The following is a 12,746-nucleotide window of genomic DNA, read 5'->3' as shown; positions in this document are numbered from 1 at the left end:
TCAGCTGGTTTCGTTGTGAAGCCGTAATTCTAAAGGATGATCGGCTTTTTTTTGGCGATTATACAACCAATAGTCCATGACTGCGGCAATGCAAATACAAACTGGCGCATCCTGGTCATCCGTTACATTTAGGACATAGTAATCCCCCGTCAACAAAGTGGCTTTATCCATCTCCATGATTTTCCGATTGAAATGATGGATGCCATAACGATGATTGTAAATATCGCCATGGACAGCCCAATGTAATTGCTGGATATAGTAAAAGTCCCCAGGCCAATTAAAAATTTTCTGCAGCGTACCGACTTTTTCAAAGTCTTTGTAGATTTCAAAGCGGGTGCCAAAGGTAAAACTGATTTGCTTGATACTGGCTAACAGCTCACCATTCAAACAATAGAGGGACAAGGCATCCCCTTTGGTTCCCCAGCGGCCAACCATCAAAAACAGCGATTTGCCCTTTTCGTCTTTGACGATAGTTCGCGTGATTTTACTCAGTTGTCTGTCTTGAATAAAAAATTCTGACATCCTTCCGCCTCCTTTTGTATCCCCAAAAAGCAGTATGTGATTATAAGTTTTCCTCGATCGCACGCATGATCGCTTTCCCAACGCCGGACTCGATGTTGGTACTGGTCAAATATTTCGCGGTCTCTTTGACTTCCAGTTCACCATTTCCCATAGCAAAACTCACACCTGCAACTTGCAGCATGCTCAAATCATTTAAATTATCGCCAATCGTTAGCACTTCAGATAAATCGATCCCTCGATCTTTGGCCACGTGCGCCACAGCAATTCCTTTTTGGGCATTGCGATGATTGATCTCAATATTGTTTTGACCAGAAGAGGTGACCACCAAGTCACCATATCCATCGATGACTTGTGTGATCGGCGCCAAGACGCTGTCACCGTCAGGATGGAAACAAATGATTTTCAAGAATTCTAATTCTTCCAGCAAAAATAGTTCGGAAAAATCAGTGACATAATTGATCGGCAAAAATTCTAACCGAGCGGCGGTCATCGCAATCGCCATTTTGTGGGTCAAATGGGGCATCGCCTCCGCAGTATGGATCGCAAAATTTTCGATCCGTCGTGTTTGGCTTTCTGAATAGATCCCATTGCTGGTTGAGATTTCAAAGTAGATATTTTGTTCTTTCAAAAGATCAATGATAGAGCGGGTTTTTTCGCGATCGATCGGCACCGTAAACAATGAGGTACCACTTGAATCAAAGACTTGTGCACCGTTCAAATTGATCATCGCGCAATCTAAACCAGCTTCTTCTAAAGGAGGCAACGCCTCTTTGCGGTTACGGCCAGTTGCAACCATGAACTCGATGCCTTTTGATTGGGCATATTTGATCGCTTGAATGTTTTCTTCTGAAATTTGCATACTGGCATTCAATAAAGTTCCATCCATATCAGATGCAATTAATTTTATCATGTTCAGCGTCCTTTCTGATTGTTTCTACTAACTAGTGTACCACAAAATGGGGTGGAATTTTTTGTCTATGAGTAAATCTTGCGTCATCTTCTATCGGTTTGATATGATGAACAAAAAGGGAGGCGTAGTATGAATCAATCATTACCCCAAGACTGGCAAGAACGATTGGCGGCGAGTTTCGCACAGCCATATTATCAAGAACTACAGCATTTTTTAGACAACGAGTACGAGACACATACGGTGTATCCGCCCAGAGATCAAATCTTTGCAGCGTTGCAATACACGCCGTTTGAACAAGTAAAAGTCGTGATACTAGGGCAAGACCCATACCATGGCCCAAATCAAGCCCATGGACTTGCATTTTCGGTGCAGCCTGGGGTGAAATTACCACCATCGTTGCGCAATATATATCAAGAATTAGCAGATGATCTGAAGGTTACACCACCAATCGATGGCTATTTGGTCCCTTGGGCTAAGCAGGGAGTCTTTTTACTGAATACCGTACTGACTGTACGCGCAGGTGAGGCAAATAGTCATCATGGCCGCGGATGGGAGAAGTTGACTGACACGATCATTGAGACGTTAAATCAAAGAGCGCAACCGGTGATCTTTGTTTTATGGGGCAAACCGGCACAAAAGAAAATCCACCTGCTTGATACAGACAAACATATTGTATTGACGGCACCACATCCTAGTCCCTTATCTGCGTATCGCGGTTTTTTTGGCTCAAAGCCTTTTTCAACGATCAATGCGGCATTGCGGGATCTCGGAGAAACCCCTATTGCGTGGACTAGTCATGATAAATAAGTGAGAAGGCCTGTTTTGCTGGATATGTGTCAGCGAATTGTGAAGCGCTTAACGAAAGTCGAAAACTTTGACTAGTACAGCATTTTTATCTGTTCTTTTTTTCACTTCTATTGTACAATGTAAGGGTATAAAAAAACTGGAGGTCATTATCCGTGGAATTATTCGAAAGCTTAAAATTTAAAATCGTGCGTCGTCATATCAAAATCGTTTTCCCTGAAGCAACTGATCCTCGTATCTTAGGTGCTGCCAGCCGTTTACGTTCAGAAGAATTGATCGAACCTGTTTTGGTCGGCAATCCTGAAGAAATCGAAAAAGCTGCTGAAGCGCGCGGTATCAACATCGCCAACTTTGAAATCGTTGATCCAGCTTCTTATGATCGTTGGGATGAAATGGTGGAAGCTTTCGTTGCTCGGCGTAATGGCAAAGTAACCAAAGAACAAGCTGAAGAAATTTTGACAGATGTCAACTATTTCGGCACCATGCTTACTTATATGGGCATCACTGATGGGATGGTATCTGGTGCAATCCATTCAACAGGAGATACTGTTCGCCCAGCCTTGCAAATCATCAAAACCAAACCTGGTGTCAGCCGTACGAGTGGGGCTTTCTTAATGGTCCGCGGCCGTGATCAAGAAAAATATTTGTTCTCAGATTGTGCGATCAATGTTAACCCAACCGCACAAGAATTAGCTGAGATTGCTGTTGATTCTGCAAAAACTGCTGAATTATTTGAAATCGATCCTAAAGTAGCGATGTTAAGCTTCTCTACTAAAGGTTCCGCGAAAGCACCAGAAGTAGACAAAGTAGCTGAAGCAACAAAAATTGCCCAAGAATTGGCACCTGAATATGAGATCGATGGGGAATTGCAATTTGATGCAGCCTATGTATCCTCTGTTGCTCATTTGAAAGCGCCTGACTCTGAAGTCGCAGGTAAAGCAACAGTCTTTGTCTTCCCAGACTTGCAATCAGGAAACATCGGTTACAAAATTGCCCAACGTTTTGGGAATTTCGAAGCGATTGGCCCAATCTTGCAAGGATTGAACAAACCAATCTCTGACCTTTCTCGTGGATCAAACGAAGAAGATGTCTACAAACTATCGATCATTACTGCAGCACAAACATTGATGGAAAAATAATCTTGCTTGAAAGCTGCTCCTTCATAGGAGCGGCTTTTTTTATGTTTGTTGCGAGAGAAGGACTGTATCTTTACAAGGATTAGTCAAACAGGCTATACTAACACAAAGCAAATAGAATAAAGGGTGGTAAGAATGATAACCATTGAGAATACTGAGGCAACGCAAGCTTTAGCCATTGTGATCGGGCAAGCAGCACAACCAGGAGATAATTTGATTTTGACCGGCGATTTGGGGGCGGGCAAAACAACGTTGACGAAAGGAATTGCTAAGGGTTTGGGCATTGACCAACTGATCAAAAGTCCGACCTATACGATTATCCGGGAATACAACCAAGGACGAATACCTTTGTATCATATGGATGTCTACCGCGTATCGTCGGGCGCCGATGCGCTGGGGTTGGATGAGTATTTCGAAGGAGATGGCTTGTCTGTGATTGAGTGGGGCAACCAGCTGGAAGAGGCTTTGCCAGAGACATATCTAGAACTGATTCTTGAAAAAGATGATACAGATCCAGATAAACGGATTGTGAAGTTCAACGCATTTGGCCAACGAGGGGCTGCTTTTTTGACCCGGATCCAGCAACTTTGGGGTGCAGATCATGACTGAGATTCAGTTGGACATTCGAGAAGCACAAGGGGCCGATGCAGCCGGTGTACTAGCAGCCAGCCAGCAACTGGCGCTGGAAACAGACTTTCTGCTGATGGATGACAATGGCTTGGCACTGCCGGAAGCCCTGTTAGCACAAGAGCTTGAGGCATTGGCTGAAGCAGACAACTATATGCTGTTGCTTGCCTTAGATGGGGATACGGTGATAGGCTTGGCATCGATCAAAGGCCATAATGAACATCAGCTGGCACATGTGGGGGAAGTTGGTATTTCGATCCTTAAAGAGTATTGGGGATTGGGTCTAGGTACTATCTTATTGGAAGAGTTGCTTGCTTGGGTCAGTGCATGTGGTGTTCTGACACGCATCGAATTAACTGTTCAAACGAGAAATCAACGGGCAATCGGACTGTATCAGAAATTTGCTTTTGTCACTGAAGGGTGTATGAAACAAGCTGTGCAAACAAAAGAAGGCGACAAAGTGGATGTCTTGATGATGGCACGGTTATTTGATTAAACCAGAGGAGGTGCGGTATGGAATTGAGAGAAGTGACACAATCAGATGAAGCGCAAGTGACACTTTATCGGAAAGCGTTTATGGACCGTGGTGAGGTTATCCATGGCGGTGCAGGATTGGCACAAGCCGCATCTGCTGCTCAATGGCTGGCAGAGTTGCCGCTTTTTGCGTCGAAAGATACTGTACCAGAAGGATTTGTTCCGGCCAAAACATATGCTGCTCTTGAAGATGGACAAATTGTCGGCTTACTGAATCTGCGATTGGCACTCAATGCCTTCTTGCGGGATTATGGTGGGCATATCGGTTATTCTGTAAAACCAGATCAGCGTCAAAAAGGACTTGGCGCAGCAATGCTCAAAGCTGGTCTGCAGCAAGCCAAAGCGGAAGGATTGACGAAAGTTTTGGTAATCTGTGACAAAGAAAATGTCGGATCAGCGAAAGTGATCGAAGCAAATGGCGGTCGCTTTGCTGAGGAAATCAAGGATCCTAGTGATGGTGCTCTGTTGCGGCGTTATTGGATCGATTTGATATAGGCGCAACATTCGAATGAAAAGCAGCAACAACCGCAAAAGAACCAGTTTGGGCTCTTTGCGGTTGTTGCTGCTTTAATAGACTGATCAAGGAGACCATATACGGACTCAAGGTCTTTGTGCATCGATTATTTGACCAATACAAGTTTTTTTAGTGGTTCAATGCCAAAATCGTGTTCCTGCCGCAGCAAAATCTGGGCACAGGCACGACTATCTTCTAGGGCATCATGATGATTCAAAAGGGGAATCTGTAATTGCTCACAGACCGTATTTAATTTGTGGTTGGTAAATTCCGGATATAATTTGCGACTTGTACGTACGGTACACAAGGACATGAAGTTGGGCTGAGTCAGTCCATAATAATCCAAGCAGCCAGCAAGGACGCCATTATCGAAGCCTGCATTGTGGGCGACCACTAAACTATTTAAATGGTAATATTGTTGGATCTTCTGCCACACTTCAGGAAACTTCGGCGCATCCTGTACATCTTCGGGATGAATCCCGTGGATCTGGATGTTTTTCCAAAAGAAATCTGTTTCTGGTTGGATCAATGTATAATACTCGCCAACGATTTTGCTTTCTCGCACCATGACCAATGCCAATGAACAGGCACTATGTTTTTGATAATTCGCCGTTTCAAAGTCCATTGCGATAAAATTCATAGCCTTCACCTCACCTGTCATTTTAGCACAATTTCTTTTAGAAAAACGACTCGATCTTGCAGGTTTAGGCAAAATTAAGTAATTGTTCATTGGACGCACGCGAGATGCTTCTAAATGCGGCGTACGGTTTTTAGGATATGGAAAGAAAGAATGATACTGTTTTCACAAATGATGGGCCCATGCTATAATCATAGAAAACGGAGGATGATGATATGGCAAGACCAACAACGAAAGCCACATTGATCGAAGCGAGTACCAGCAAATATACCGAATTGATCAACTTGCTGGGATCATTGACACCCGAAGAAATCAATCAACCTTTTTCATTTGATCTTTCCAAAGAAAAAGGCGCCCATTGGCAGCGAGATCAAAACATTCATGATGTCTTGATCCATTTGCACGAATGGCATAAACTGCTGATCGATTGGGTTGTAAGCAATCAACAGGGGGAGGCAAAACTGTTTCTGCGAGAGGGCTATAATTGGCGCAACTATGGCGCGATGAATGACGCCTTTCAAGAGGAAAACCAAGACAGCAGCTATCAAGAAGCGTTGATGCTGTTTCAAGCCAGCCATGAACGTGTCATGGCGCTTTTGGCAGACTTCTCAACGGATCAACTATTCACAAAGAAGGTGTTCTTGTGGGTAGGCGGCAGCACATTAGGCAGCTACTTTGTATCATCGACTGCTAGTCACTATGACTGGGCAATCAAGAAAATAAAGAAATTCAAGAAAGCCTTAATTGCTGGGTAGGATATCAATTGATTTGCAGGCAATCAAAAAAGCAGCCTAGGCTGCTTTTTGATTAAGATAATTGCAATTCAACTGGACAATGATCACTGCCCAAGATATCTGTATGGATCTTCGCATCCACCAAGCGGTCTTTTAAGTCATCGGAAACAACAAAGTAATCGATGCGCCAACCGGCATTATTTTGGCGGGCATTGAAGCGATAACTCCACCAAGAATATACGCCTTCTAGTTCAGGATAAAAGTAGCGGAAGGTATCAGTATAACCAGCAGCCAAAAGGGTTGAGAACTTCCCTCGTTCTTCGGGGGTAAATCCGGCATTCTTTTGGTTGGTTTTCCAATTTTTGATATCGATATTTTGATGGGCCACGTTTAAGTCGCCACACAAAATCACTGGTTTTTGGACCTTCAAGGAATCAAGATACCTGAGAAAACTTTCTTCCCAAGTCATTCGGTAGTCTAAGCGCTTGAGTTCATTTTGAGAATTTGGTGTATAACAAGTCACCAAGTAGAAATCGTTGTATTCCAAAGTAATGACCCGTCCTTCTGTATCATGAGCGGCTTCACCAATACCATAATTGACAGATAAAGCGGGTTCTTTTGCGAAAATCGCAGTGCCAGAATAGCCTTTCTTTTCGGCATAATGCCAATATTGATGATAGCCTGGTAAATCAAGTTCGATTTGCCCTTCTTGCAGTTTGGTTTCTTGCAAACAAAAGAAATCAGCATCAAGTGCGGCAAATGCTTCATAAAAATTCTTTTTGACGATGGCTCTGAGGCCATTGACATTCCAGGAAATAAATTTCATTCTGTATCCTCCTCATGTTCTTGCTTCAATTCATTTTACCTAAAATCGGCAGAATATCAAAGGAAGGGATTGTTGCAGGCTGTTTGGGCAAGAGGTAGCAACTTTTTCGCGAACATGCTAAAATAAAACAGAATGTGAAAGCGAAAGGAACTTTTTTTGTGAATAAAGAAGAAATGATTACGCAATTTCCCAAAATTGCTTTATTAAAAGATGAACCCTTGATGAATTATACGTACACTAAGACGGGAGGGCCAGCAGATATTTTGGCTTTTCCAAAGATAGCTGATGAAGTCAAACAACTGGTCGATTATTGTCGCAACGAAGGGATACCATGGCTTGTGCTTGGTAATGCGAGTAATTTGATCGTTCGTGATGGGGGTATTCGTGGTGTTGTGATCATGTTGGCGGAAATGAATGAGATCTCGGTAGAAGGAACGACCATCACCGCAGCAGCTGGAGCCAAGTTGATCGATACGACCTATGTGGCACTCCATGAATCATTGACAGGTTTTGAATTTGCCTGCGGGATTCCCGGAAGCGTAGGTGGTGCTGTCTTTATGAATGCCGGCGCTTATGAAGGCGAGATCCAAGATGTGTTTGTTTCTTGTGATGTCTTATTGGCCGATGGCCAGATCGTGACCTATCATCAAGCTGAGATGGACTTTGCTTACCGCCACAGTGCATTGCAAGAGCAGCAAGCCGTGATTCTCACGGCACGCTTTGCATTAGCTGAAGGTCCCCAAGAGCAGATCAAAAAGCGGATGGACGAATTGACGGCATTGCGTCAAGAAAAGCAGCCATTGGAATATCCATCTTGCGGCAGTGTCTTCAAGCGTCCAAAAGGCCATTTCACGGGTGCGTTGATCCAAGAAGCGGGCTTGCAAGGATTGAAGTGGGGCGGCGCCCAAATCTCCGAAAAACATGCCGGATTTATTGTGAATGTGGATCATGCAACGGCCACGGATTATGTCGAGTTGATTGCACATATCCAAGCAGTCATCAAAGAGAAATTCGATGTGACATTAGAAACAGAAGTACGGATCATTGGTGCGCATGCATAAATAGCTTAGGCAAACAGTCATTCCGCTGTTTGCTTTTTTTTATCAAGGTTTATCAATTGTAAGGCACATGGGAGTTCGGTACAATAAATGCGAAGGGAAGTGAGTAGAATGAGAAAATGGCTTAAAGTGTTTTTAGTTGTTGGGTTGATGGCTGTATTAGGTGCATGTACCAAGTTGCCGCAGGAACAATTTTCTGAAGCGTTGACAACCAAGCAAGCGTTCCATGGGGGAGACTTTTCGATGACGATCGATACATTCGATATGGGGGATGGTCAAACGTCTGATGAAGCAGCCAATATCTATGCTTCAATGATCATGTCGCAAATCGTTGGAACGAAGGTGACTGGAACTGTTGTGCAAGACCCAGACACGGATGCTGTATCGTTGGATATGACAGTCGGATTTGGCGGGCAAGAACTGCCTATTTCAATGATTTTAGATACTACCTCGGATACGGCATATCTATCTGCTGATATTTATCAAACATTGATGGGGTATGTAGTGGCTTATGGGGACAGTAGTTATCAAACTACACCAGGAGCGACCGATCTGGAAGGCAAATTTATTCGTATAGATGATGCGGATTTAGATAGTTATTTAGAGGGAACAGCAGACACAAGCAAAACGGAAGATTCTACGATCTTGCCAATGCTAGGGACCTTCAATAGTGACACCTTTGCTGACTATTTGAAGACGTTAGATCGAGATTCTTTTGAGAAAGATGGTGACGAGATCAGTCATACCTTCACCAAAGCAGAGTTGACGGATTATCTCACCTACGCCAAAGCGCAAGATCAAGATACACAGATAGATGCGCTGCAATCAGTGCTTGATGCGGTTTCGGAAATCACAATCAAAACCACTGTCAATACGAATAGCAATAAACAAACGATGGTCATTGATCTGGTACAGGCCGATGCATCACAACTCGCACTAGGGATGACAGTCACATTTACCGGCAAAGAGAGTCAGCAATCGGTCATTATTCCAGCTGCAGAAGATGTGATCGAAGCAGAAGAATTGTTTTCAACATATGATAGCTGGGATGATAGTTACGATGATGCAGATACGTCGACTTCAGATGACTGGACTTCATTTATGCTGACCGATGATGAATTTGATGCCTTGCTTGAAGAAGTCAGCGGGCTGTCTGGCCAAATGAGTCAAGAAGACATTGACTTTTATCTGAGCTTTTATCAAGACTATTTAACGGAAGATCAATATCAGCAATTGGTCGAAGCATTACAGGTGAGTCAGACATTTTAACAAAGAAGACGACGTATGATCATGAATTGATCATACGTCGTTTTTTTATATCCGATTTTTATTTCGGTTTGTTACAAGCCGAAGCAGAACACTGGCAACGGCCATTGTCGCGATCCCAGCCACCATCGCTTCTGGGATGCCTTGTGTGAAGATCACGCCCAATATCGCAGCGTAGATCGCGTTGCCCGCTTTACCAACAACTGCAGCGTATTCTTGATGGAACAAGAAATAAATCAAATTCATGACAAGAATCGTATTGGTTAAACCACCAGCGATGCCTGCCAGTAACAATGACAGACTCTGTTGTTTGTTTTTCCACATTTTTTGACAACCTTTAAAGACAAAATAAGGCGCAACGCCAATCAAAATGCGGGGAATCAACGCAACGAGAACGGCTTTCCAACTGCCTTGATCAGTGCCGTATAAAGGTACGAAGGGAGAAAAGACGAAAGACAGCGGTGTGATGATCAAGGTTGAGCGGATCATGCTGATGAGTCCGAAAGCGCCACCTAAGAATCCGCCGATCCGCGGGCCTAAAATAATCGAGGCAATGATCACGGGAATATGCATGGTTGTTGCATTGATAGGACCTAACGGGATAAAACCCAAAAAGGGAACAGAAGCCAATAAAATCAAAATACCTAAAAAGAATGCGGTCAAGACTAAGTCAAAGGTTGATCGTTTTTTCATGTTAGACACTCCGAGTTTCTAAAGCTGCAACAGCTTTTTCTACAATCGTTTCGGTGGCAGCAAGGGCACCATTACCAAAATCCCCACATGCCAACAAAGCTTCCCGCGGATCGATTTCTTCGAAACCGACTTCGTGTAAAATGGCGAGATTTCGTTGTACGATCGGGTTTTGATACATGACAGTGTTCATGGCCGGTGCAATCAGACGCGGTACGGATAAGGGCAATGCCAAAGCAACCGTTGAAATCAGGTCGTCCGCCAAACCGTGGGCGAGTTTGCCGATGAGATTGGCACTGGCTGGCGCCAATAAAAACAAGTCCGCTTGTTTAGCCAATTCGATATGGTTGATACGGTCGGGTTGATTTTCCTGCATGACATCGACATGGATCGGTCGTTTGGCTAATGATTGCAATGTCAATGGTGTAATAAATTGGGTACTGTTCTTCGTCATCAAGACATCGACCGCATACCCTTTCTTTGTTAATTCGTTGGTTAGGTCAGCGGCTTTATAGGCAGAGATACTGCCGCTGATGCCAAGTAGTACATGTTTTTGTTCCATAGCTGTTTCTCCTTTGTATAGGTGTTAGGCAGAATGCAGGTCATGTTGCAGTGTCGTGACGATCAAAGCGGCCAGTTCGGCTTTGGTTTTTCCTTGGGCAACTTCGCCAGCTTGATTCAATAAATACCCGATATGCTGGGTTCCGTGAATCTGCTGCAAGTCGTTGGCCAGTACATAATCGGCCTGACTTTTGCGCAAACTGGCTTGGGCAACGGCAAATAACGCTTCTTTGCTGACATTGGTCAATAATTTAAAACCCACCAATAGTGTGTCAGGTTGTAATTGTTTGATGATTTGGATCATTTTTGGGGTTTTTTCTAAAACAACAAACAAATGATCAGTATCTGAAGAAATTTTGCCGCTTGTCTGTTTTTCTGCAGCAAGTACTTCTTCGATCAGTGCAGGTGTTACTTGGTTGTCGAAATGCGGCAATGCCTGATTCAAAGCTTGATAAAAAGCCTGTTCTGAAAAACTTGCAGCCGGTGTAAAATCACTGACGGCCATACTATGGATGACTGCATCATAGGTTTTTGTTGTCAGCAGATGCTGCAAGGTATTGAAAAGATCATTGGTTCCTTCAATCAGATGTAATGTCAAGCGCGGATCTGCTTGCGGCTGTTTGGCTGTTCTTGTCGTCACATAATCGATTTGACAAGTCGGATCATCAAGCCATGCCTGCGCCAGTGCTTGACCCAAAGCACCTGTTGAATGATTGGTGATCGCTCGGACATCATCGATTCTTTCAGATGTTCCACCGGCGGTAATCAAAATGTTCATTTCTCGGCAGCCACCTTTACGATGGTTCTGCCTTGGTGGCTGCCTGCTAACAAGGCAGCTAAGGTGTCTTGTAATTGGTCCAAGATGATTTCTTGGGTGTGCAATCGATCACACACTGACCAGTCAGCAGCTAATTTCCCCCAGATCAGGTTTCGTACCTCATGTGAGACATTGACAGAATCAATGCCGACTATACGGATCCCGCGTAAAATAAAGGGCAATACCGTGGTTTCCATTTTGATGCCGCCAGCATTACCGCACAAGAATGCACCCCCACCGTAAGCAATCTGTGGTAGTAAGCCGCTGATCAGCTCGCCGCCAACGGTATCGATCACAGCAGCAAATTGTTGTTTGGCCAGAGGTTTGATTTTCTCCGGCATCACTTCATCAGGTGTCATGATTGCAGTGGCACCTAAGTCCAGCAACCATTGTGCTTCTTTTTTGCGGGAAAGGGCAATGATGTTGCGATACCCTAATTTGTTTAATAAAGCAATACTGACACTGCCTACGCCACCGCTGGCGCCGGTCACTAAAATAGGTGCCGAAGCTTCAAGCTGTAATTCTTCTAGGGATTGGACGGCTAAAGCAGCGGTGAAACCAGCAGTGCCATAAACCATACTATCTTTCGCTGACAAACCAGCTGGTCTTTTGATCAACCAGTCAGCGGGGACCCGCTGGAATTGGCTATAACCGCCAGGGTGGGAAACACCGAGGCCGTATCCCGTCAGTAAGACTTGATCGCCTGCGGAGAAAGCAGCGGATTGACTGTCGATGACTTCGCCAGCCAAATCGATCCCTGGCGTCATGGGATAGCTGCGGATCACCCCGCCGTTTTCTTTCGCTGCTAAAGCATCTTTATAATTGACATCAGAATAGTCAACCCGGACAAGAACGTCGCCTTCAGGTAGATCAGTCAATGCTGCTTTTCTCACAGCAGCTGTAAATGTTGGTTCATTGTATACGCGGAACGTAGAAAAATTGGTCATTTATGACCCTCCTTTGATTGTTTGTACCCATAATACCATAAGCGCTTCAATTTTTGATTCTTGAAGCGACAAAACGTTTTGTTCAGTAGTCATTTTTAAATAGAAACAAAAAAATGTCCAAATCTAGGCTTCTTCGATACACTAAAATAAGTGGTTGTGGATT

General features: G+C 44.1%; 16 protein-coding genes. 8 read left to right on the top strand and 8 right to left on the bottom strand.

Annotated elements, in window-relative coordinates; all coding sequences use genetic code 11:
- Together ACYVRS_RS01300 and ACYVRS_RS01295 are read right to left on the bottom strand one after the other, a co-directional pair.
- Positions 1-522 (bottom strand): LURP-one-related/scramblase family protein, encoded by a 522-nt coding sequence (locus ACYVRS_RS01300; protein ID WP_312498846.1) that lies wholly within the window; start codon positions 520-522, stop codon positions 1-3.
- Between the two features lie 40 nt (positions 523-562).
- Entirely contained in the window at positions 563-1,432 is an 870-nt protein-coding gene (locus ACYVRS_RS01295; protein WP_054114446.1) for a Cof-type HAD-IIB family hydrolase, read from the bottom strand.
- A gap of 129 nt (positions 1,433-1,561) precedes the next feature.
- On the opposite strand from ACYVRS_RS01295, the gene ACYVRS_RS01290 reads away from it, so the two are divergent.
- From ACYVRS_RS01290 to ACYVRS_RS01270, 5 genes are all read left to right on the top strand, one after another.
- The gene (locus ACYVRS_RS01290) at positions 1,562-2,239 is read left to right on the top strand and encodes a uracil-DNA glycosylase (RefSeq protein ID WP_461202231.1); all 678 of its coding nucleotides are present in this window, start codon (positions 1,562-1,564) and stop codon (positions 2,237-2,239) included.
- A gap of 152 nt (positions 2,240-2,391) precedes the next feature.
- Positions 2,392-3,375: a phosphate acetyltransferase gene (pta, locus tag ACYVRS_RS01285; protein ID WP_054114444.1), complete on the top strand. Its 984-nt coding sequence runs from the start codon at positions 2,392-2,394 to the stop codon at positions 3,373-3,375.
- Positions 3,376-3,507: 132 nt separating this feature from the next.
- The gene (gene tsaE, locus ACYVRS_RS01280) at positions 3,508-3,981 is read left to right on the top strand and encodes a tRNA (adenosine(37)-N6)-threonylcarbamoyltransferase complex ATPase subunit type 1 TsaE (protein ID WP_312498849.1); all 474 of its coding nucleotides are present in this window, start codon (positions 3,508-3,510) and stop codon (positions 3,979-3,981) included.
- Positions 3,974-4,495 carry a GNAT family N-acetyltransferase gene (locus ACYVRS_RS01275; RefSeq protein WP_312498850.1) on the top strand — a complete coding sequence of 174 codons (522 nt, stop codon included), beginning with the start codon at positions 3,974-3,976 and terminating at the stop codon, positions 4,493-4,495. Before tsaE ends, ACYVRS_RS01275 begins: the two co-directional genes overlap by 8 nt.
- 17 nt (positions 4,496-4,512) lie before the next feature.
- Complete coding sequence (locus ACYVRS_RS01270) at positions 4,513-5,028, top strand: GNAT family N-acetyltransferase (protein ID WP_313538803.1); 516 nt, start codon at positions 4,513-4,515, stop codon at positions 5,026-5,028.
- Between the two features lie 125 nt (positions 5,029-5,153).
- On the opposite strand, the gene ACYVRS_RS01265 is transcribed toward ACYVRS_RS01270, so the two are convergent.
- A complete protein-coding gene (locus ACYVRS_RS01265; RefSeq protein ID WP_054114438.1) occupies positions 5,154-5,687 on the bottom strand; it encodes a 3'-5' exonuclease in 534 nt (177 codons plus the stop codon).
- 212 nt (positions 5,688-5,899) lie between these two features.
- Here ACYVRS_RS01265 and ACYVRS_RS01260 point away from each other — a divergent pair, with 212 nt between their 5' ends.
- Positions 5,900-6,439, top strand: coding sequence for a ClbS/DfsB family four-helix bundle protein (locus tag ACYVRS_RS01260; protein ID WP_461202228.1), 540 nt, complete (start codon positions 5,900-5,902; stop codon positions 6,437-6,439).
- Between the two features lie 52 nt (positions 6,440-6,491).
- Here the strand turns inward: ACYVRS_RS01260 and ACYVRS_RS01255 are convergent, their stop codons facing one another.
- Positions 6,492-7,244, bottom strand: coding sequence for an exodeoxyribonuclease III (locus ACYVRS_RS01255; protein ID WP_312498855.1), 753 nt, complete (start codon positions 7,242-7,244; stop codon positions 6,492-6,494).
- Positions 7,245-7,402: 158 nt separating this feature from the next.
- On the opposite strand from ACYVRS_RS01255, the gene murB reads away from it, so the two are divergent.
- Entirely contained in the window at positions 7,403-8,305 is a 903-nt protein-coding gene (gene murB / locus ACYVRS_RS01250; protein WP_054114435.1) for a UDP-N-acetylmuramate dehydrogenase, read from the top strand.
- Between the two features lie 108 nt (positions 8,306-8,413).
- Complete coding sequence (locus ACYVRS_RS01245; protein ID WP_312498859.1) at positions 8,414-9,571, top strand: hypothetical protein; 1,158 nt, start codon at positions 8,414-8,416, stop codon at positions 9,569-9,571.
- Between the two features lie 45 nt (positions 9,572-9,616).
- Here ACYVRS_RS01245 and ACYVRS_RS01240 read toward each other — a convergent pair whose 3' ends face one another.
- From ACYVRS_RS01240 to ACYVRS_RS01225, 4 genes are read right to left on the bottom strand one after another with little or no spacing between them, the layout of a single operon-like run.
- Positions 9,617-10,261, bottom strand: coding sequence for an ECF transporter S component (locus ACYVRS_RS01240; RefSeq protein ID WP_461198112.1), 645 nt, complete (start codon positions 10,259-10,261; stop codon positions 9,617-9,619).
- Between the two features lies 1 nt (position 10,262).
- On the bottom strand, positions 10,263-10,820 hold the full coding sequence (gene coaC, locus ACYVRS_RS01235; RefSeq protein WP_461202225.1) for a phosphopantothenoylcysteine decarboxylase: 558 nt from the start codon (positions 10,818-10,820) through the stop codon (positions 10,263-10,265).
- A 24-nt stretch (positions 10,821-10,844) separates the two neighbouring features.
- Positions 10,845-11,597: a phosphopantothenate--cysteine ligase gene (gene coaB / locus ACYVRS_RS01230; RefSeq protein WP_461202223.1), complete on the bottom strand. Its 753-nt coding sequence runs from the start codon at positions 11,595-11,597 to the stop codon at positions 10,845-10,847.
- Positions 11,594-12,583: an acrylyl-CoA reductase family protein gene (locus tag ACYVRS_RS01225; protein ID WP_461202221.1), complete on the bottom strand. Its 990-nt coding sequence runs from the start codon at positions 12,581-12,583 to the stop codon at positions 11,594-11,596. The genes coaB and ACYVRS_RS01225 overlap by 4 nt, the downstream gene beginning before the upstream one ends.
- Positions 12,584-12,746: the final 163 nt, after the last annotated feature.

This window comes from Enterococcus salsurae (assembly GCF_054784955.1).
The sequence above is the reverse complement of the archived record's forward strand: the minus strand, read 5'-3'. Positions and strand labels throughout refer to the sequence as shown.

Coding starts and splice junctions, on each gene's coding strand:
- ACYVRS_RS01300 (WP_312498846.1), bottom strand. CDS start 522: ATGTCAGAATTTTTTATTCAAGACAGACAACTGAGTAAAATCACGCGA.
- ACYVRS_RS01295 (WP_054114446.1), bottom strand. CDS start 1,432: ATGATAAAATTAATTGCATCTGATATGGATGGAACTTTATTGAATGCC.
- ACYVRS_RS01290 (WP_461202231.1), top strand. CDS start 1,562: ATGAATCAATCATTACCCCAAGACTGGCAAGAACGATTGGCGGCGAGT.
- tsaE (WP_312498849.1), top strand. CDS start 3,508: ATGATAACCATTGAGAATACTGAGGCAACGCAAGCTTTAGCCATTGTG.
- ACYVRS_RS01275 (WP_312498850.1), top strand. CDS start 3,974: ATGACTGAGATTCAGTTGGACATTCGAGAAGCACAAGGGGCCGATGCA.
- ACYVRS_RS01270 (WP_313538803.1), top strand. CDS start 4,513: ATGGAATTGAGAGAAGTGACACAATCAGATGAAGCGCAAGTGACACTT.
- ACYVRS_RS01265 (WP_054114438.1), bottom strand. CDS start 5,687: ATGAATTTTATCGCAATGGACTTTGAAACGGCGAATTATCAAAAACAT.
- ACYVRS_RS01260 (WP_461202228.1), top strand. CDS start 5,900: ATGGCAAGACCAACAACGAAAGCCACATTGATCGAAGCGAGTACCAGC.
- ACYVRS_RS01255 (WP_312498855.1), bottom strand. CDS start 7,244: ATGAAATTTATTTCCTGGAATGTCAATGGCCTCAGAGCCATCGTCAAA.
- ACYVRS_RS01245 (WP_312498859.1), top strand. CDS start 8,414: ATGAGAAAATGGCTTAAAGTGTTTTTAGTTGTTGGGTTGATGGCTGTA.
- ACYVRS_RS01240 (WP_461198112.1), bottom strand. CDS start 10,261: ATGAAAAAACGATCAACCTTTGACTTAGTCTTGACCGCATTCTTTTTA.
- coaC (WP_461202225.1), bottom strand. CDS start 10,820: ATGGAACAAAAACATGTACTACTTGGCATCAGCGGCAGTATCTCTGCC.
- coaB (WP_461202223.1), bottom strand. CDS start 11,597: ATGAACATTTTGATTACCGCCGGTGGAACATCTGAAAGAATCGATGAT.
- ACYVRS_RS01225 (WP_461202221.1), bottom strand. CDS start 12,583: ATGACCAATTTTTCTACGTTCCGCGTATACAATGAACCAACATTTACA.